This is a genomic window from Dankookia rubra, from assembly GCF_004355005.1.
Taxonomy (GTDB): domain Bacteria; phylum Pseudomonadota; class Alphaproteobacteria; order Acetobacterales; family Acetobacteraceae; genus Paracraurococcus; species Paracraurococcus ruber_A.
In genome coordinates, this window is sequence record NZ_SMSJ01000097.1 from 1 (window position 1) to 18,119 (window position 18,119).

At 66.2% G+C, this 18,119-nt stretch carries 22 protein-coding genes and 2 pseudogenes; 14 read left to right on the top strand and 10 right to left on the bottom strand.

Annotated elements, in window-relative coordinates:
* Positions 1–19 precede the first annotated feature (19 nt).
* The 4 genes and pseudogenes from E2C06_RS38050 to E2C06_RS30810 all read left to right on the top strand — a co-directional run.
* Entirely contained in the window at positions 20–256 is a 237-nt protein-coding gene (locus E2C06_RS38050; protein ID WP_165982772.1) for a hypothetical protein, read from the top strand.
* A gap of 130 nt (positions 257–386) precedes the next feature.
* Positions 387–1,079, top strand: a complete 693-nt coding sequence (locus E2C06_RS40930; protein ID WP_369126551.1) for an IS110 family transposase — start codon at positions 387–389, stop codon at positions 1,077–1,079.
* Between the two features lie 48 nt (positions 1,080–1,127).
* Positions 1,128–1,478, top strand: coding sequence for a transposase (locus tag E2C06_RS40935; RefSeq protein WP_206664768.1), 351 nt, complete (start codon positions 1,128–1,130; stop codon positions 1,476–1,478).
* Between the two features lie 16 nt (positions 1,479–1,494).
* A pseudogene (locus E2C06_RS30810) lies at positions 1,495–1,710 on the top strand (integrase core domain-containing protein); the annotation flags it as partial.
* On the opposite strand, the gene E2C06_RS41240 reads toward E2C06_RS30810, so the two are convergent.
* Both E2C06_RS41240 and E2C06_RS30820 read right to left on the bottom strand, forming a co-directional pair.
* A complete protein-coding gene (locus tag E2C06_RS41240) occupies positions 1,674–1,940 on the bottom strand; it encodes a Na+/H+ antiporter NhaA (protein ID WP_456305198.1) in 267 nt (88 codons plus the stop codon). The pseudogene E2C06_RS30810 and the gene E2C06_RS41240 overlap by 37 nt on opposite strands.
* A gap of 252 nt (positions 1,941–2,192) precedes the next feature.
* Positions 2,193–2,810: a hypothetical protein gene (locus E2C06_RS30820; protein WP_133292410.1), complete on the bottom strand. Its 618-nt coding sequence runs from the start codon at positions 2,808–2,810 to the stop codon at positions 2,193–2,195.
* Positions 2,811–3,004: 194 nt separating this feature from the next.
* Here E2C06_RS30820 and E2C06_RS38055 point away from each other — a divergent pair, with 194 nt between their 5' ends.
* Positions 3,005–3,679, top strand: coding sequence for a hypothetical protein (locus tag E2C06_RS38055; protein WP_165982773.1), 675 nt, complete (start codon positions 3,005–3,007; stop codon positions 3,677–3,679).
* Between the two features lie 222 nt (positions 3,680–3,901).
* On the opposite strand, the gene E2C06_RS40480 is transcribed toward E2C06_RS38055, so the two are convergent.
* From E2C06_RS40480 to E2C06_RS30845, 5 genes and pseudogenes are all read right to left on the bottom strand, one after another.
* Positions 3,902–4,534, bottom strand: a complete 633-nt coding sequence (locus tag E2C06_RS40480) for a DUF2254 family protein (protein WP_277751903.1) — start codon at positions 4,532–4,534, stop codon at positions 3,902–3,904.
* A pseudogene (locus tag E2C06_RS40485) lies at positions 4,513–5,316 on the bottom strand (DUF2254 family protein); the annotation flags it as partial. The pseudogene E2C06_RS40485 and the gene E2C06_RS40480, both read right to left, overlap by 22 nt.
* Positions 5,202–6,188 (bottom strand): mechanosensitive ion channel family protein, encoded by a 987-nt coding sequence (locus tag E2C06_RS30835; protein WP_133292411.1) that lies wholly within the window; start codon positions 6,186–6,188, stop codon positions 5,202–5,204. The gene E2C06_RS30835 and the pseudogene E2C06_RS40485, both read right to left, overlap by 115 nt.
* A gap of 92 nt (positions 6,189–6,280) precedes the next feature.
* Positions 6,281–6,808, bottom strand: a complete 528-nt coding sequence (locus E2C06_RS30840; RefSeq protein WP_133292412.1) for a DUF421 domain-containing protein — start codon at positions 6,806–6,808, stop codon at positions 6,281–6,283.
* Positions 6,809–6,836: 28 nt separating this feature from the next.
* Positions 6,837–7,247, bottom strand: a complete 411-nt coding sequence (locus tag E2C06_RS30845; RefSeq protein ID WP_133292413.1) for a hypothetical protein — start codon at positions 7,245–7,247, stop codon at positions 6,837–6,839.
* A gap of 760 nt (positions 7,248–8,007) precedes the next feature.
* Between E2C06_RS30845 and E2C06_RS30850 the strand changes: the two genes are divergently transcribed.
* Complete coding sequence (locus E2C06_RS30850; RefSeq protein ID WP_133292414.1) at positions 8,008–8,904, top strand: HpcH/HpaI aldolase/citrate lyase family protein; 897 nt, start codon at positions 8,008–8,010, stop codon at positions 8,902–8,904.
* A 109-nt stretch (positions 8,905–9,013) separates the two neighbouring features.
* On the opposite strand, the gene E2C06_RS30855 is transcribed toward E2C06_RS30850, so the two are convergent.
* On the bottom strand, positions 9,014–9,223 hold the full coding sequence (locus E2C06_RS30855) for a hypothetical protein (RefSeq protein WP_133292415.1): 210 nt from the start codon (positions 9,221–9,223) through the stop codon (positions 9,014–9,016).
* A 340-nt stretch (positions 9,224–9,563) separates the two neighbouring features.
* Here E2C06_RS30855 and E2C06_RS30860 point away from each other — a divergent pair, with 340 nt between their 5' ends.
* The 5 genes from E2C06_RS30860 (at position 9,564) to E2C06_RS30880 (ending at position 13,805) form a co-directional block, all read left to right on the top strand.
* The gene (locus E2C06_RS30860; RefSeq protein ID WP_133292416.1) at positions 9,564–9,815 is read left to right on the top strand and encodes a hypothetical protein; all 252 of its coding nucleotides are present in this window, start codon (positions 9,564–9,566) and stop codon (positions 9,813–9,815) included.
* Between the two features lie 707 nt (positions 9,816–10,522).
* Positions 10,523–10,774 carry a hypothetical protein gene (locus tag E2C06_RS30865; RefSeq protein ID WP_133292417.1) on the top strand — a complete coding sequence of 84 codons (252 nt, stop codon included), beginning with the start codon at positions 10,523–10,525 and terminating at the stop codon, positions 10,772–10,774.
* Between the two features lie 1,026 nt (positions 10,775–11,800).
* Positions 11,801–12,067 carry a VOC family protein gene (locus E2C06_RS30870; protein WP_133292418.1) on the top strand — a complete coding sequence of 89 codons (267 nt, stop codon included), beginning with the start codon at positions 11,801–11,803 and terminating at the stop codon, positions 12,065–12,067.
* 305 nt (positions 12,068–12,372) lie between these two features.
* Positions 12,373–13,059: a ParA family protein gene (locus E2C06_RS30875; RefSeq protein WP_133292419.1), complete on the top strand. Its 687-nt coding sequence runs from the start codon at positions 12,373–12,375 to the stop codon at positions 13,057–13,059.
* Positions 13,056–13,805, top strand: coding sequence for a hypothetical protein (locus E2C06_RS30880; protein ID WP_133292420.1), 750 nt, complete (start codon positions 13,056–13,058; stop codon positions 13,803–13,805). Before E2C06_RS30875 ends, E2C06_RS30880 begins: the two co-directional genes overlap by 4 nt.
* Positions 13,806–13,985: 180 nt before the next feature.
* On the opposite strand, the gene E2C06_RS30885 is transcribed toward E2C06_RS30880, so the two are convergent.
* Positions 13,986–14,918 (bottom strand): replication protein RepA, encoded by a 933-nt coding sequence (locus tag E2C06_RS30885; protein WP_133292421.1) that lies wholly within the window; start codon positions 14,916–14,918, stop codon positions 13,986–13,988.
* A 401-nt stretch (positions 14,919–15,319) separates the two neighbouring features.
* Between E2C06_RS30885 and E2C06_RS41170 the strand changes: the two genes are divergently transcribed.
* Together E2C06_RS41170 and E2C06_RS30895 are read left to right on the top strand one after the other, a co-directional pair.
* Positions 15,320–15,598 (top strand): FitA-like ribbon-helix-helix domain-containing protein, encoded by a 279-nt coding sequence (locus tag E2C06_RS41170; RefSeq protein WP_408869917.1) that lies wholly within the window; start codon positions 15,320–15,322, stop codon positions 15,596–15,598.
* 1 nt (position 15,599) lies between these two features.
* Entirely contained in the window at positions 15,600–16,052 is a 453-nt protein-coding gene (locus E2C06_RS30895; RefSeq protein ID WP_165982774.1) for a type II toxin-antitoxin system VapC family toxin, read from the top strand.
* A 154-nt stretch (positions 16,053–16,206) separates the two neighbouring features.
* Here E2C06_RS30895 and E2C06_RS30900 read toward each other — a convergent pair.
* Positions 16,207–17,444 (bottom strand): IS3 family transposase gene (locus E2C06_RS30900; protein WP_241671549.1). Its coding sequence is split into 2 segments (ribosomal slippage): positions 16,207–17,108 and positions 17,108–17,444, totalling 1,239 coding nucleotides; the frame shifts between segments, so codons are not numbered across the junction.
* 154 nt (positions 17,445–17,598) lie between these two features.
* Here E2C06_RS30900 and E2C06_RS30905 point away from each other — a divergent pair.
* On the top strand, positions 17,599–18,119 hold a 521-nt coding region (locus E2C06_RS30905; RefSeq protein WP_277751902.1), incomplete at its 3' end, for a Bug family tripartite tricarboxylate transporter substrate binding protein.

Below are 18,119 nucleotides of genomic sequence, written 5' to 3' on the forward strand. Positions count from 1 at the left end.
GCGGTGGCGGTGACGCTGAATGGCCGACCACGCAAAACGCTCGGGTGGCGAACGCCAGCCGAGGCCTTTGACGCGCTACTCAGAGCAGCGCAAGCTGGTGTTGCGACGACCGCCTGAACCCAAGCAATATGTGTCGATCCGCTATACCGAGCGCTTGGCCGGTTCAACGTATACGTCGAACGGGATCGAGCCGTCGGTCGGCAGCGTCGGCGACAGCTACGACTGTGAGTATATCGCTGCCGCCCGGCGGGCCTGAACCCAGCTTACGACTGACCTCGTGTCCTCGCGTTGATCTGTCGGCTCGCCGGGTGGCGCCCGCCGATCGCTGGGCGCGTGACCTGATAGGAGCCTGACGGCCACGTCCCGTCACAGTCCTGTCCGCCCCCGTGAACGCCGGGCCGTGCCGCATCCACGGGAGGCAAGCCTTGGCGCAGCAGTCACCAGCCGCAGACATCGTCGTCGGCATCGACACCCACAAGCACGTCCATGCGGCGGTCGCCCTCAGCGCCCTGGGCGCCCGGCTCGCCGCCACAACGGTTCCGGCGAGCCGCGCCGGATACGGCCGCCTCGCCGCATGGGCCCGGTCCCTCGGCACGGTAAAGGCCTTCGGCGTCGAAGGCACCGGATCCTACGGCGCCGGCCTCGCCCGCGCGCTCCGAGAGGCCGGGCATCGTGTCCTCGAGGTCAACCGCCCGGACCGCAGTGCCCGCCGGCGCAACGGCAAGGACGACATGCTCGACGCGGAGGCCGCGGCGCGCGCCGTCCTCGCAGGCCAGGCGACGGCGGAACCGAAGGCCGGCACCAGCTCCGTCGAGATGATCCGCCACATCAGGATCGCGCGCGACGCCGCGGTCAAGGCGAGGACCCAAGGCGATGCAGACGATCAAGTCCATCGTCGTCGGCGCCCCCGCGGAACTGCGCGAGCAGCTCGACGGCATCGGCGGCCAGGTGACGTTCATCCGTCGCTTGGCTGCGCTCCGGCCCGGACCGCTCACCTCGACCACGGCGTCCGCAAAGGCGGCCCTCCGGGCGAGCGCGCGGCGCTGGCTCATGCTCCACGAGGAGATCGCGGGGCATGACCGCGAGCTCGACGCCCTCGTCTCCGCCGCGGCGCCGCGGCCCCTGGCATTGCCAACGCGACCGCAGCCGCCCTGCTGCTGGTCGCGGGCGACAATCCAGAGCGGATCCGCTCCGAGGCGGCCTTCGCAAAGCTCTGCGGCGCCTGCCCCGTCCCGGCCTCCAGCGGCCGCACCAGCCGCCACAGGCTCAATCGAGGCGGGGACAGGCAGGCCAATGCGGCACTGCACCGCATCGTCGTCACGCGGATGCGCATTCACCGGCCGACCATCGACTACGTCGCCAAGCGCACCGCGGAGGGGAAGACCAAGCCCGAGCTCATGCGCTGCCTCAAACGCTACGTCGCCCGCGAGGCATTCGCACTCATCAGGACTCCTTCCGCAGCCTCCAAGCCCACTTGACCGACATAGGAGCATCAATGCGCTCGCAGAGAGCGTCATCGGGCTGTTCAAGACCGAGGTGATCCGCCGTCGCGGTCCGTGGCGCAGCCTCGAGAACGTCGAGTTCGCCACCCTCGAGTGGGTGGACTGGTTCAACAACCGCCGCCTCATCGAGCCCATCGGCAACATCCCGCCCGCTGAGGCGGAGGCGCGTTACTATGCTGCACAGGAGGCCAGACCGCTAGCTGCGTGACTCACACCAAACAGCCTCCGGCAAACCTGGAGCGGTTCAATGCCGCCGGCCGCGGCGATGCCGGGCAGCGCGCGGCGCGGCCAGGTGGAGAGCTGGCCATCCAGCATCTCACGCTTGATCTCCAGCCCCACCAGCAGGAAAAACACCGCCATCAGGGCGTCGTTGATCCAGTGCAGCACGCTGAGGGGGCCGAGATAGGACCCGGGCGCGTCGAAGTAAGCCGGCGCCAAGGGCGAGTTCGCCACCACCAGAGCCGCGCCGTCACCCCCATCAGCACCAGTCCGCCCGAGGCCTCGTTGTCCAGGAGGTGCCGCAGCATCGAGAACGGGCGGCGGTTTATGACGGCTCTCTCGGCCATGCGGCGTGGTCTCCTTGTAGTTTTTGCCCGCGCGGCGTGGCGCGTTCGGCAGGGGGCGAACGCTGCGGGGCGGCGTGCGATGCGCTACGCCGGACTGGCTAGAGGGGGGGGCGGCCGTGCCGGATCAGCCAGCCTCGGGTGGCAGAGCCAGCACCTGCCGCGCCCTGCAAAGCGCGGCTTCGAACCCTAGATCCTCGACCGTGGCGACGTGCTGCAGCCTGCTGCAGGCGTCCTCGATGGCGTCGCGTTGGGTCACCACGGCCCCTGTCACCGAGGGCCAGCTGTCCCCACGAGCGCGCCACCGGGAGACCAGATTGCGCGCGGCCTGTTCGGGCGGCGTGGCCAGGCAGAGGACGTGTAGCGCATGCCGGCGCGCCAGCCAGGCCGAGCGTTCGTGCTCGGTGCTGAGCGCGAAGCCCTCGAGGAGGACGTCGTGCTCGGCGGAGGCCCAGGCATCAGCCAGCCGGAATGCCTCGTCCAGGCCGCCATCCCGGGCGGAGAAGGTGTCGCAGCCGCCGGAGGTCCGCTCGTAGTGCCCCAGCACAATCAGCGGACGACGGCCGAGGGGGTGGCGCAGCCGGTAGCCAACTGGCCACCGGCGCCGGCTGTGGTGGATCGGCTCGACCTGGCCGTCTTTGCCCCACCCGTAATCCGCCAGGATCCGCGGGGCGAACTCCGTCTTGCCTGCGCCGCTCGTGCCCCTCGGGTTGACGATCACTCCCATATCCAGCTCCCGATCCATGCGGCGAAGGGCTCCAGGGACCATCGATCCCGCGCTCGATGGACCGAACAATCCGGGAGGGAACCCCGCCTGGCCGTCCGGCGAGCCCAGGACACAACCAACTCGCTTGCAACGCGATTACGCTTCGGCTGTGCGCGCGAGGGTGCCTCATGAGCAAGGGAGCGGCGCCCGAACCTATCCCCTCAAGGTTCGGCATGGAGACAATCAACAGCGCCGTCCAGACGCTCGCCATCGTCCTGGCCGGGGCTTGGGGCGTCTACACCTTCGTCTACGAGGCCAAGATCGCGCCCGGCCTCGCGCCCCCGAGCGTGTCAGTCACGAGCACGCTGGAGAGGGTCGGACAGCGGGGCGACCTGGTCGCCATCCGCTCGACGGTCACCCGGACCAACGTTGGGCAGACCGAGGTGCGGGTCCTGGGCCTCACCTACAACGTCGTGGGCGTCAAGGTGCGCTTCACCGAGGGCTCCGTCATGCCCGGCAAGATGCCCGAGGAAGTCTCCATGTCGAGCACGATCGCCCAGGCGAGGTACTACGACGAGCCCGAGGGTGGTGAGGTGCTGCTCCGCCACGGCGTGCTCTTCGAAGGCGCCACGGCCCAGCCGAGCGGCCCGTCGGGCCTGAACCCCGGCGAGACGGTCTCGCGCGACCTCGTCTTCTACGCCGACCCGACCCGGTTCGACTCCATCCGCTTCCTGATCGAGCTGTCCTACGCGAAGATGTCGGAGCCGCCCGTGCCGCTGGTCTTCGAGGTGGGACGTGACGGGCACGTCTCGGCGGTGCCGGGCCCGGACTGCCGGGCGGAGCCGTCGCGGTGCCGGGCCCTGATGACCACCGACTTCGGGACGGAATTCTCCCTCTGGCAACATTGAACCGGTCCATGGCCGCTGGCATGCCGGGCACGCCGAGTAGGGCACGGGCGATCGCCCGAGTCCGCCCCCCCGGACTGCGGCGGGTTATGGCGGCTCGGTCAGCCCGGTCCCGCCGGCTGCACCCAGGGGCGCTCGACGTGGGGTCCGTCGGTGCCTCTCTATGCCCGGGTTTACACAGTCCAAGGAACACCACGCCGGGACCGAAGGCCTGCCGGGTTTACGTCACCGGAGGACCGCCTGCGGGCGCGCGTCCGCTGCCGGCAGTGCCGCGCGGCGGGCTTTTAGGATGGCGACGTCGGCGGGGTCCTCGACTACGATGCGCCCGGCGGACAGGGCTAGGTCTGCGTGGCGGACCAACTCCGCCCGCCGCTCCGGGCGGGCCTCCACCGTCATCACGCGCTCGAGTGTCTCCAGCAGGCGGATCAGGACGGCCGGCGACCCCGAGGCGTTCTTCCGGACCATGTGGAACATCGCGTCGCAGAGCCCGGCGTAGTCCGTCACCCGCCGGTGCAGCACCACCTGGCCGCCACGCAGGACCGTGGTGTTGGGCAGGCAGCGCGGCGCGACCTCGCACAGCGCAGCAGCCAGTCGGTCGAGGACCGCGATGGCGATGGAGGGGTCGTTGATGCCGGGCGACAGCGCGCGCACCCCGACCTCCACCAGCTGTCGCACCGCGAACTCCAGGTCTTGCGCTGCCGCCTGTCTGGGTCCGAGCGAAAAAGCGGCGCGGATGACCTCCGCAACAGCATCCCCGTCCTCCCGCCTCCTGGCCCTTCCGCCACCGGCGCGCCGGGGAGCAGGTAGTCGCCGGGGCGGACCAGCAGCGCCACGACCGCGCCCTGTTCCTCCGCCCATCCCGCCAAGCCCTCCTCGTCCACGGAGCGGAGGTAGCCGCGCCCGGGCAGGGCCACGGACACCCCACGTGGTGGGACGGGAGCGGGCCCGGCGGCGGGCTGGTCGAGGGCGAGGCGGCCGATCGCGTCCGAGAGCTCGCCGTGCACCAGGCCGATAACGGTCTCGACGTTGATGCCGGCGGCCACATGGTGCATGAACCAAACCAGGGTAGCGACGCAGAGCACCGCCAGGAGCAGCGCGCCAGTGGCGCCCAGGTGCGGCACGAACGCCACCTTCTCGACGGAGCAGACGGTGCGGAGCACCACCAGCGCGTATGCGTAGGTGCCCAGGAAGACGCCGAGCGCGTACTGATTGCCGCTGTCGCGCACGAAGTTGCGGAGCAGGCGAGGCCCCATCTGGCCGGAAGCCAGGTACAGGGCCGCCACGGTGATCGAGAAGGTCGTGCCGGCGACTCCGATCGTGGAAGAGGCTACCGCGCTCAGCAGGGCGCGGGCACCGGCCTCGCCGCCCGCATAGATCCACTCGCCCGAACCCCACCGCAGCTTCGAGCCGGCCTGCTCGGCCAGGACTGCCGCCTCGCCAAGTAGTACCCCGCCCAGCACGAGCAGACCCGGGCGGATCCAGAAGAAGTCCCCGAGCGTTTCCAGCCACTCCCGCAGTTGGCTGGTCACGGCCGCTCCCCTGTTGCTGGGGAGGCGGCCGGAGGCGAGGCCAGCGACTCCGCTTGATTGCGCATGGCCCGCCAGCGTGGCCGGGGCACGTTGCCCCCTGCGGCCGGCCACCCCTCGCGCTGCCGGGCGCGGTCGCCGTCGGTCTCCTCAGTCTGGTCGTGGAACAGTACCTGCGTAGTCGGAAAGGGCAGATCGAGACCGGCTTCGGTCAACGCCACCTTGACCGCCTCGATCGCGCCATCGAACGCGTCCACGGCCTCGCGCCGGCGTGGCGGGTCAATCCAAAAGCGGGCCACCATGTCCACGCCCGCGCTGCCCAGGCCGGTCACCAAGGCCTCGGGCGCCGGGTCGGCCAACACGCCGGGGGTGGACCGGAGCGCCTGCACCACGACGTCGCGCGCCCGGGCGATCCCGTCACCGTTGCCGATCGTCAGCGGGAACTGCAGCCGGCGCCTCTCGTAGGCGGTAATCACTTCGATCTTGTCAGTGAAGAGGGACGCATTGGGGATCAGAATGCGGCGGTTGTCGTAGGTGCGCAGCACCGTCGCCCGGACCCAGATGTCCTCGACTGTGCCCTCCTGGTCGCCGTGCCGGATTTGGTCGCCAATGCGGAAGGGGCGGGTGAGCAGAATCAGGATGCCGGCGAGCAGGTTCTGCAGCACGTCGCGGAAGGCGAAGCCGATTGCTACACCGCCGATGCCGAGGAGGTTGAACAGGTCAGCCGCCGACACCGAGGGGAAGGCGACCGCGGCGGCGACCAGGAAAACGACGAGCGTGGCGAGGCCTCCGGCAATGCGCCCCAGGACGGCCGCCGACCCGGCCGAGGCCTCGCGCAGCGACGCGGCGCGGGTCACCGCGGCGCGAACGCCACGCACGACGACGAGGCCGAGGCTGAAGACCACGAGGCTCAGCAGAAGGCCCGGCAAGATGGTCGCGGCGGAGTTCCCCAGGACCTGGAGGCGACCCAGCGCTTCGTCGAACATCAGTTGACCTTTGTGAGATCAACGCGGAGCGCGCCGCGCGGAGAAACGTGCTCCGCTCCCACCGGTCCGGGCCTAACGAGGCCGGCGCTCCGCTAGCGGATCCGGCCATCGGCGGCCTCGACGCCGTCCAGGGTACCAATGGATTCCGATCGACCTGCATTTGGGATGACGCTGAGGCTTCCGTCTGTCTCCAGCACCACGGCCGCGACCTGCCCAGCCTCGGCAATGCCCGAGCCCCGCAGGGCGGCGAGGACCTCCGCGCGGGTCACACGCTGCACGCGCATCGCGCCGTCCAGGAAGCGCCCGCGATGGAGCAGCAGGGTCGGCTCAGATTTCACCAGATCGCCAAAGCGCGGAGATCGGACGGAGAGCCAAGCAACAAGGTACTGCAGGCCGGCCAGCAGGGTGAAGGCCGTCAGGCCCTCGACCAGGGCCACCGACTTGCTGAGCAGGACAGTCGCCAGGGTGGAGCCGAGGGCCACTGTGACGATCAGGTCGAAGGCGTTCAGCTTCGCCAGCGTGCGCTTGCCCGAAACGCGCAGCAGCAGCACCAGGGCGGCGTAAGCGAGGGTGCCAACCACCAGCACTCGGAGCAAGCCGAACCAGCTGTCAAAGAACATTGATGAAGCCCCTTCCGTGTGGCTCAGTCTACCGCGGCGGACGCGCGAGCTTTAGCGCTAGGATCCCCGCCAGGACTGCGCCGGCGGTGTCCATGACGAGGTCGATGACCGTGTCGTGCTTGCCCTTGATAACGTCGCCGGGCGCGATCTGGTCGAAGACCCACTCGGCCACCTCCCACACGGCCCCGAGGGCGATCCCGACGCTGGCGACAAGAAGGACGACCAGCAAGGCGTGGCCGCGCTCTCCCTTGAGCGTCCGGGCGAACACGAAGAGGGCCAGCCAGAGCGTGGCCGCGAGGATCGTGGCGGCGTGCAGGACGCGGTCGAACCACCAAAACTGCCAGTACAGGTCGAGCGCGTAGCCCGCGACGTTCACGACACTGAGTGCGACGAGCAGGGTCCAGGCGATCACGCGTCCCGCAGCGGTGGCTTGCATCATCGTGTTCCGAGTCGGTGAGGTCGGCTTCCGGGCGGAGACCCGTCCATGTCGGCTATACGCCCAGGGCAGCCCTGCATGCTCCCGAGTCTACGCGTCGCTTCGAGGAGCATCGAACCCTGCACAGAAACGGGGGGGAACGTCTGCAGGTCGACGGCTGGACGTACTCACGACTGGCGGCGACCAGCTGTCCCGCCTCTCCGGAGATTGGCTGTCGGAGCTGCATTAGCGCAAACAGGACCACTCCCACGGTAGCGGGTTCGTTCTTCCACTAAATTCGGCCGCTCGGGCCAATGGCGGCCAAGGACTGCGCAGGGTCGAGGGCTGTTGTGTCGGCGTTGGCGGTGAAGGTCAGATGCTGGATGCAGCGCGGCGGGGAAACCCGCAGCTGACCGCGATTGTGGCACGCCTCTCCTAACACGCGGGAAGCGCCGAGAGCGCGTGTTAGGACGAGACGGCGGTGGTAGTGAGTGCTGCCGCAGTCGCTCTGACCGTGAAAGCCGACACGCGAATAGCAACCTATAGTCGGGCTTAATGGTCCTCTCTGCCGTGCAGAACCGCGGCTGAGGGCGCGAATCGGACATTCACCGCGGAGCCGGGGCGCTCGGCCGGGGCCGCTCTGCTTCGCATACCCGGCAGGGTTGGACGTGCGATAGCTTACTCCGCAGCGGATTTTCGGGAGCGCAGGAATCAGATTGTTTCAGCGCGAGCGGATCCCAGCCATCCCGTGCCGAAGGCGGCGGCAGTTGCACAGGAGAATTCCATGGACAGGCCACCGGACCTTCGCCGCTCGCTGCTGTTCGTCGCAGGGGCGGACCCCGCCGCGCAGGCAGAGGCGCTGCGCGCGCGCCCCGACGTGTTGGCCCAGGACCTCGAGGACTTCACCCCGCCGAGCTTAAAGGATGCCGCGCGGCGGCTCGCAGCGGAGCTTTTCACGAAGGCCCGCGCGGCGGGGAGCCTGGCTGCGGTGCGGGTGAACCCACTTGACAGCGGGGGCCTGGACGACCTCGCGGCCGTGGTCCCGGCGCGGCCCGTGCTCGTCCTGCTGCCGAAGGCCGAAGGCGGCGAGCAGATCGCGGCGCTTGCGAGGGAACTCGACCGGCTGGAGGCCGCGCAAGGGCTACCGGCCGGCGGCATAGAGATCGCGCCTACCGCGGAGACCGCGCTCGGCGTGGTCCGGCTGGGCGACATGGCCCGGGCCAGCCCGCGGGTTAGGAGCTGCGTGCTCGGCGCCGAGGATCTGGCCGCCGACCTCGTCGCGGAGCGCGGGCCGGAGGGCGATGAGCTTGCCTATGCGCGGATGCGCTTCCTGTTGGAATGCCGCGCGGCAGGGATCGAGCCGATCGACGCTCCATACACGTACTCTGACGGGGAGGGCTGCGAGCGCGAGACCCGCCGCTCGCGGCGGCTCGGTTATCGCAGCAAGAGCACGGTCACGCCGGCGCATATCGACGTGCTCCACTGCGTGCTCACGCCCGGACGGGAGGAGGTCGCGGCGGCGCGCCGCATCGTCACAGGGTTTGAAGAGGCGCGGTCGAAGGGGAAGGATCGGGCGCTGGTCGACGGCCTCTGGGTCGAGCCGCCGGCCTACCGCAACGCGCAGCGGCTACTGGCGCGCGCGGATCAGCTGGCGGCGGCCCGCGATCGGGAGGCGGGGTAAGCGCATCCAGGCTCGGTCCGGCGTCACGCGACGCAATCCAGCCCAACAGGGGCTACCGCCGCTTCGGATCGCGTGCTGCGGTAGCCTCCCTGGCGACGCGGTAGGATGCCTACCCCGCCCCCTGCGCCTTCCGCACCCCGTCCAGCACCGCCTCATGCGTCGCCAGTATCCGCCGCAGCGTGAGTTTCCCTTTGTCGCTCGCCTCGGCGATGCCCTCGTGCATTTCCTCGATCCCCGTCGTCATCTGCTCGGCCAAGCCAGATAGCCGCTCCTGTAGCTGCTCGCCGTCATCCTTAAGTTCGGCTGTCCAGATCGCCACGATACGAGAGAGTTCGGTGACAGCGCGGGCGGGTGGGACGCCCGCTTGCAAGAGCTTGATAAGAGCAGCCAAGTCGGCAGTAGGGGAACGGGACATGCGTAGGAAAGTAGGTAAGCGGACGGTGGATGGCTAGACGGCGAGGGGCTGCTTTGGGTCGAGTGCCGCGGTAGCCACGTCGACCGAGGCTACAGCCAGGTTGGGCGGAGCTCAGCGATCTATCGGGCGTCGGATTTTGCTATCCGCTTTGCGACGCCCTTGCTGTTGCCGGCTTCGGCTGACTGCCTGATTGCCCGGACGCGGCTCGCCTTTCTGGTGTTCCGGTTCCGCTTGGCCCGCTCTGATGGCAGCCGCCGTCAGCTCCTCCGCCGAATCAGGGGCGGTTTCCCCCGCTTTCCCCACGGCCTATCCGGTGCGCCGGTTGACGCAACTGGAAAACTCGCGCCATGCGGCACAAGAGAGCGACATGCCGAAGACGACCAAGGATGTTCTGATCACTGCCACCACAGAGCTTCTCGGCGGCGACGTGGCCCAGTCCTTTGACCGGATGCTGAAAGCGAGGGGCAATCCTTCGTCTGGGAACGCCTCGACATAGCGGCACACAGTGGCGTGCAGTGCGTTCTGGTCATCAGATGACCGCGGGTTACCCCGGTTCAAGATCCACTCCAAGGTCCGGTATGCGGGCCGCCCAGCCCCATGCCAAAGCTTCAGTGGTCAGCGGTTTTCCGCCTTCCGCTGCTTCCATCAGCAGGTCCGGAAGTCGTGGGTTATCCAGCTGGCAAGATGACAGCGGCGCATCTTCTCCGAACCGCGCCAGGTACACGTTCCTTCTGCGTCCAAACGCCGCTGCCGCTCACGGCTAACCTCTCTATGCGGGGTCATGCTGTGGCTTCCATTCCAGTCACATCATGATAGTGCACCTCAGGCCACATGGTCCAGTCGATTACGTGCTTGAACGAACAGACAACGAACGCTCTGCGAGTCGGCGAAACCTCCGCGTTCACGCAGAAATTCCACCCTAGATTGTCACCCAGGAGCGACAGTTGATGATCTGAGGAGGGCAGGCAATGACTGCGTTCCGCTTGTGCTTCCCGGGTCGCAGCCTGTCCAGGGGGCGAGGCCTTGCCTGATTTGCCCTGGGCTCTTGCAGGTCTCGGCGCGGTCTCAGCGCTGCTTGCTGCTGGCTTTGCCGCCACCTTGGTTCGGCGTCGGCAATGGCGTTCGGGGCGCGCTGCTGATTACACAGCACCGGAGTACCAGCTTTCGCCCAGCATCGAGGATGCGGAGCGTAGGATGGCAGTGTTGCTCCGCCGCATGCGGGCCCACCTGCGCGACCCGTACGACTTCACCGCGTCTCGGATTGCAGGTGAGGCTGCATTCGAGGACTGCCTTGACCGGGCCGTGGCTCTTGGAACCTGTATTGCCGAACTTGGTGGCGCCGCGCCGGCAAGTCCGGCCGAGCGCGAGCGCACGCGAGGGCTGATCCTGGAGGGTCTGATGACCAGCCATCGATTTGGCCATCGCTCGGACCATCCCGGCCGCGAGAGACAATAGGACCAGGGGCCTGATCAGGCACGCCCCGAGCGCGGGGACACGGACCCAGCGTAAGCTTCGGCCGTGATGATGTGCCACCGTCAACGCCGGCCCGACTGGCGGTTGACGGCGAACACGAACCGCGATGCCGCTGCGCACCCTGCGCAGGATGCTCGCACCGCGCTACCGGCGGCCATTGCAACCGCCGCCAGGCCACACCCGCTGCGTTTGAAGCCACATGTCCGAAGCTGATCGCGTCTTGGCCCGTATAACCACGCCGGGATCCCTCCCCTGCCCCAAGGATAAGCAGTTCCTGCAGGTCACCTCACGGTGGCGTGGTGCTGTGGCGGGTCAGAGCCGCTGGTCAAGGTCGTCTACCGTCGGTCAGGCCGTAATGTCCCTCCGGCGGAGCTGGCACCTGCTGCAAGCTAGCCGGAGGGGCTCCAGGGCCGCTCCGTCCCGACTCTGCTTTTGGTCGAATATCTCGCTGCAAGCCCGGTCCATGCCCCGCCGGTTGCCCATCTTATACCCGGCTGGAAGCCGCTGCTGCCGCCCCTCCAGCCGTTAATTCAGGCTGCCAAGATCCCGGCGCGCAGCCAGCCTCGGCCGAGGGTCACCAAGCCGGAGAACCAGCCGCAATCGGCCAAGCGTGCCTTTGCCGCCTCCTTTGCGGCGGACGACAGCGGGACGAACTGCATTCGCTGCCGCTATCTCGTCTCGCCAGCCGGGAGAAGCGTGGCCTGATGACCTGCCTAGAGTGCCGTTAGCCGGCTGGGTGAGGTGACGGCTCGTCCCACAGCCACGCTACTTTGGGCGGCTTTATCATCGCCATCGCGGCCGTGCTCAGCCGGGATCTCTACTAGTCAGGATTAGTTACGATTTTTCCATAATGTCCCGGAGGGCGGATTACGCCTGTTGCCGCAGCTCCTCCAGGCTGCCTCCCTCCCCTCTCCTGCAGGCTCAGCACAGCTTGGCATCTCGGGTTTTGTTCGCTTACCGTAGAGGTCTAGCCTCTCGAGCAAGGGTCGCTGGCAAGAAGACCCAGCCATGGCGTTCAAGATCCTCGAGTTTCATCACTCTGCACTAGGTATCAACGGAAGCGAACCGGGCTTGGCCGCCGACCGCGCCTTCTACAGGGACGTCCTTGGCCTTCCCGGTGACTCCAAGCGGCAGACGCTGCCCGGCATTCCTGGCCTCTGGATCAATGTTGGCGAAATCGGGCAGCTCCGCCTCGTCGGCGGCACGCAGTTTCAACGACTGGCCAAGAAGGGTCCGGACAGCCGCGCTCGCCTCGATGCCTTGACCATTGTGTAATACTATAAGCAGCGACTTACCTTTGTCCACTGCCTTGCCGCAGTACAGTGGGCAATCTGGAGTGAGCAGGTTTTCGCCCTGTCCCGGCAGTCAATCAGTGCTGCGAAAATCCCGCCAGCCGTCGGCGAGAGCATCCACATGCCCTCTTCCACGTCGCTTGAATGGCCAAAGTCCAACTAAGGACCGGTTCTCCTGAATTTATAACAGCTACGCTGACCTTTTTTCCCTGAGGAAATGCACCTACCTCTTGGTTCCGGTGCCGATCCTATGGCAATGTGAGTCCGCCTCGGAGGGGGAGGCACGGTATGGGGAAGAAGGCCAACGGTGGCGACCCGCCTCCGACATCCAGTTGTCGTATTATCATCCTGGGCGGCTCAAAGGGAGGCTGCGGGCGAAGTACGCTGGCCAAGAATCTTCTCGTGCTCGCGGGCCAAGCGGGCATTCGAGCGATTGGCATCGATTTCGACGCGCAGCGCACACTTGCCAAGTGGGCCAGGCGCCGCGCAGCGGCGCGCGAGAAGCTGCCGGAAGTCGTGGCGGTCGAGGTCATTGAAGGCCAAGTGGACCAATGGCAGTCGATTATGCGTCAGGTCGCCGAGTACAGGCTTGCCGTAATCGACACAGCCCCCGGTGTAGAACACGACATGTCGGACATGCTCGCGCTCTGCAAGGAAGCAGCACTCGTTTTAGTGCCAACGAGTCCTGCTTACGACGACCTCGAAAGTATTGTGCCATGGGCTGCAAGTTTGAAGAAGGTTGGCAGCCATTCGGCTTTCGTCCTCAACAAATCAAATAGAAGGACAAAGAGTTTTGCCAGTGCACGCAGCACGCTGCTGAAGCATGGCAACTTGGTGCCTATTGAAGTCCCCATTTTAGAGGATATCGCCACGCCTTCGTCATCAGGGTTGGCAGTCGTAGATTTCGCAAAAGGGAAGGGGGCTGATGTGATGGCCGATCTTTGGCGTTACGCAAGTCGGGAGGTCGGCTTGTGAGCAAACTTCGCAACCGTCCCAAGCTCAATATCTCGGATGTCGGTGAGATCCAGGTCGATGACCAGCGGAGCGTGCAAGCGGCGTCCGTACTCCAGATGCATGACTCTGGGCGGCAGCTTGTCGCCGAGGTCTTTGAGGGCTTTGGTCTTCCGCAGAATAAGGCTGATGCCATACTGGTCGCCCGGAGCCGAATTGCTGACCAATGGGGCAAGGCGAAGCATGCGGCGTTGTTGATCGGGCAGACACTGCTGGAGCTGTCGCGGGCGCTGTCGGAAGATGAGTACCGGCGCCTTCTTACAGGAGCCGATCGGCTTTTTGAGTTCTCGGCCGCTCTGGCGACAAAGTTTCGGCGCGCGGCGGAGCTCGCCGAGCAGCTGCGGCTGCCACCGGAGAGATTGCCTGGGTACACCACGCTCTACGACTTGGCTTGCCTAGGACCAGACGGCGTCGCTCTCGCCAAGGAGCGCAACCTTATTCAGCCGCAACTCCGGCGCCAAGACATCGTGGCGCTTCGGCAAGAACTGCGTACACATCGCATTTCTACGGCGCCTTCCGTAGCTGAGGAGACGGAAGCATCTCCCGTCCATATCGATCGCGAGGCTATCCAGCGGCAGTACGAAGATCTAGCTGCAGAGCGGGCGGCGTTGTTCCAGCGCTTGCACCAAGTTCAGGCCGAGATGTCTGTGCTCGAGGAGCGCTTGCGCCTTGCTCGAGGTGGAATGGTCATCCAAGGCGACGTGGCCTAGGCCCAAGAAATGCGGGATGAGGACTCTGGCGGGAATCGTTGGGAACGATGACAGCCTCCGCATCAGTCACCCCACCATCCTTTCTAAGGGTCTGGGGCACGCTTGCGATAGCTTGGATCGATATGGGCTTCTGAGGACTTCGGCGGGAAGAAGAGTGAGGATTCTGGCGGGAATTGGCTTTCAACGGGCGAAGGCGACAACCGTCTTCCGCGGGGCAATCGGCGGATCGGACGGCGAAAGCAGTAGCCCGGCTGGGCGCACCTCAATCCGCGCTCCCGGATACACCGCCGTCGCGAGATGCAGTTGTTCTTGGAAAGTTTCGCGGAAATGGTCGAGTCGGCGGATGCCGCCGCCGAATTGGGCGTGTAAGGCACGCCAAGATACCGAAGTGGGGCTGGGCAGTGCATGGAGGCGGTACGCAGCCCAGCAGTAGATATCCAGGGCCATCGAGTGTCGGTTGATGTGTCGGATCGCGGCTTCTTCGATCGGCACAGGATGGCGTCGAAGCTGCTCATAGAAGGTCTCCGACAGCTTGGTCCGTTCCAAGAACCCGCTCCCGCCGGAGTCCTCATCCTCGTCCGTAAAGAGGGCCTTATCGACGATGAGCTGTTGGACGAGTGCGCTCTTTCCCGCCTGCTGAACCTCAAATGTCAAGCGGCAGCGGGTGATGCGTTCCGCCTGTTCCCGGACGTCGGAAATTGACTTTCCGCCAGGCGAAATCCCCATTTTCTTAAGCCATGCTCTGAGACTTTTCCCAAGCTCAATTTCGCGGCTCTGCGTGCGAAGGGCTTCCGTTTGCAGGTAGAGCATGATGAGTCGAGCTCTGCTGCCGTACGGGACACCCACCCATTGCAGGCCCCCGCTAGGCAGCGACTTTCGACCCGGTTCAACAACGAGATTGACCCGGTCTGTCCGTACCTGCCACGGCTGTTCATCCGGAAGGCGTTTATGGGGGAGGGCAGCCTGTGCCCAACCAGAATAGAGGAAGCCAATGCCGCCGTCCTCGTCACCCAGGTAGTGGGCTGCCGCGTCAACGACCCGGCGTTCGAAGACGTCGAAGTGGAGGACACCCTGTCGGCCATGAACTTTCAGTAGGTTATGCACCTCAGCCATAGCGCATCCTCTCCTGAGCAATCCTCATTCAGCAGCGGACCGAATATGGATCGGTTCTGGTGGCTTGTCGCTGAGGACTTTGGCGGGTGGCGTTAGTAGCAAGGGTAGTAGTGATTCTAGATATTAGTATGGCCCGCCATAGTCCTCGGGATGGATCACGTTAGTGCTTGAATTCTCTTAAGGCAGTTCCCGCTGGAGTCCTCACTTGCCCCGCCGTAGTCCTCGGCCAGCCTGTGGGCAGTTCCAAGGCGCCTCGCAGTCCAGCTGCCCGCGACTCGGTTCACGCGACCTCGTCACAAGCTCCCGCCAAAGTCCTCACCGCGGTCGTTCCCGGGGCCTTCTCATCGACAGCATCGCTATCTACTTGTATGCATTGACAGCATCCGGAATAGGAGGCCGCGGTGGCTACCCTGACAGTTCGTAACCTTGACGATAGCGTCGTTCGGGCGCTCCGCGTCCGGGCGGCCGAGCGCGGTCGATCGGCCGAGGCCGAGCACCGGGAGATTCTGCGCGAAGTTCTGACTAGCATTCGCCAGCCGTCATCGCGGGCAGCCGCTGCAAACCGCTTAGCTGAGTTCAGGCATCGGACTGCTGGCCGCACGTCAGCTACTGCTGCCGAACTCCTGGAGGAAAGCCGCCAGGGCAGGATAGCGGACCTCACTGATGGGTCGGGCGCCTAAGGTGACGTTGGTTATCGATGCCAGCGTCGCCTTGAAGTGGGTGCTTGACGAGCCGGACAGCCATCTCGCCCAGGCACTTGCAGAGGGCGATGAAGAACTCCTGATGCCGGACTTCTGGCTTAACGAGGCCACCAACATTTGCTGGCTGCAGGTACGGAAGCGGGTGTGGACGCCGAATGAGGCACGAGAAAGCTTGGCCCTGCTCCGCGAAATGGTGTTGCCAACCGACACTGCTGGCTTTGACCTTCACGACGTTGCCCTCGACATCGGTCTAGCCGTCAACCACTCCACGTACGACACCCTCTACGTAGCTTTCGCCATTGCCATGGGCGCTCGGGGCGTCGTGGTCGCGGACGGGCCGTTCGCGGCCAATATGAGCCGCCACCCTGATCCCATGCTCGCCGCCATCCTTATTCCGCTATCTGAGCGGGGGCGGGGAAGGGTTGGCTCATGACCACGTGGCGGCTGCAGCATCGCCACTCTTACAATAAGCACCCTGGGATTGAACCCCTAGCTTAATAAGGCGGGGTTATGGAGCGGTGCCTTACTTATAGGAGAAGGCAACATCGCAATTTAGAGCGGCCGGGAGATCTCTGGAGTGCACCCCGTCAGACCGGACACGCGGCTGGGGTTGCTGACTGCCGGGCGATGAACTCACGCGGCGAGAGCATGCGCAAGCCGCTATGAGGATGGACGGCGTTGTAATCCTCGAACCAGGTGGGCAGTTGCTGCAGGACGGAGATCGCGTCTGGGCGTGGGCTCACCCGGACGTAGTCGCGCTTGATGGTCTTCACGAAGGCCTCGCAGACGCCGTTGCTCTCGGAACTGCGGACCGGCGTGAAACATGGGACAAGGTTGAGCGTGGTGGCGAAGTCGATCGTCTCCGCGGCAGTGTAGGCGGAGCCGTTATCGGCGAGCCACTGGACAGGCTGCGGAGCGCGAATGGCGTCGAACCGGCGCTCGACGCACTCCAGCATCATGTCACGTACCATTTCGCCGCTGATCCCGGCCCCGATTGTGGCGACCCAGGCCATAACCTCGCGGTCATGGGTGTCGATGGCAAAGGCGACGCGGACCACCTCGCTGTTCCAGCAGGAGATCTCGAAGCCATCGGAGGCCCAGCGCCTGTTCGAGGCCGGGGCGACGACCTTGCCCTCATGAGCACGGATCGGCCGCCTGCCGGTATGCGGCTGCAGGGTCAGGGCGGCCTGACGCATGAGCCGGAGGACGCGCTTGCGGTTGACCAGCGGCTCGCCGGAGGCCCGCCTGGCGCGGTTCAGCAGGGCTGCGGCGCGGCGGTAGCCGTAGGTCGGCCGTGCGTCGGTAATGGCGCGGATCTCGGCAAGCAGCGCGTCGTCCCCGGCCCGGCGGTATGGGCCGCGACCCCGCCGCTCGGGGTGCCGGAGCTGGTCGACCCGGTTCGACCTGGCCACGCCGAGGGCGTCGGCCACGGTCTTCACCGGAAACCGCCCGGCAGCGGCGAGGGAAAGCGCAAGCTCAGTTTTTTGGGGTGGGTCTGGTCCAGCGCCTCGCGGAGGATCTCGGCCTCCATGGTCTTGCGGCCTAGCAGGCGCTCCAACTCGCGGACCTTGGCTTCGAGTTCGCGGACGCGGCTGGCCGGGACCACGTCGTCGTCTGCCTTGACAGCTTCGAGGCCACCTTCGGCCATGCGTCGCCTCCATCCGAAGAGCAGGCTCGGAGAGACGCCGTGGAGCCGGGCAACGGCGGAAACCGTCATGCCGGGCCGGGTCGTCTCCTCGACCAGCCGGACCTTCTCCTCGGCACTGTAGCGCCTCCGGCGCTCCCGGCCGGTGATGACTTCGACGCGCTCAATGGGCTTCGACATAGGCGCACGCCTAGGCTTCCACCTAGGCCCTCACGTTGCGCCGGGTGTCCGGTCGAAATGGGGTGCGCTCCACGCCTGATCGCAACACATTCCACAGGGAGCGACGCTGATGCAGCGGGTATAGTGACCGGCAGGCTCTGAAGGGATGCTGCCCATGATCCGTCGCCGAAGCCTGCTGGCTGCGCCGCTGCTAGCCGTCCCTCGCCTCGGCCAGACCCAGGACAGCTTCCCCAATCGCACCATCACGCTGGTGGTGCCGCTCTCCGCCGGTGGGCCGGCCGATGTGGTGTTCCGCCCCATGGGCAATGCGTTGCAGGCTGAATGGGGCCAACCCGCGGTGCTGGATTATCGCCCAGGCGCCGGCGGCACGCTGGCGATGGACATGGCGGTCCGCGCCCGTCCGGATGGGCATACTCTGGCCATCTGCTCCAACAGCCAGTTCAGCATCGCGCCTTTCCTGTTCCCGATGCCTTACGACAATGATCGGTCCTATGTGCCGATCGTGTTGGCCGCGAGTGCACCGAGCTTCGTCGTCATCAACCGCGCCGTACCTGCCGCGACCCTGGCGGAGTTCCTCGATCTGGTGCGGCGCAAGCCGGACAGCATGAGCTTCGCCACCGCCGGCGTCGGCTTCACCAGCCACTTGGCGACCGAGCTGCTGATGGCGCGTGCCGG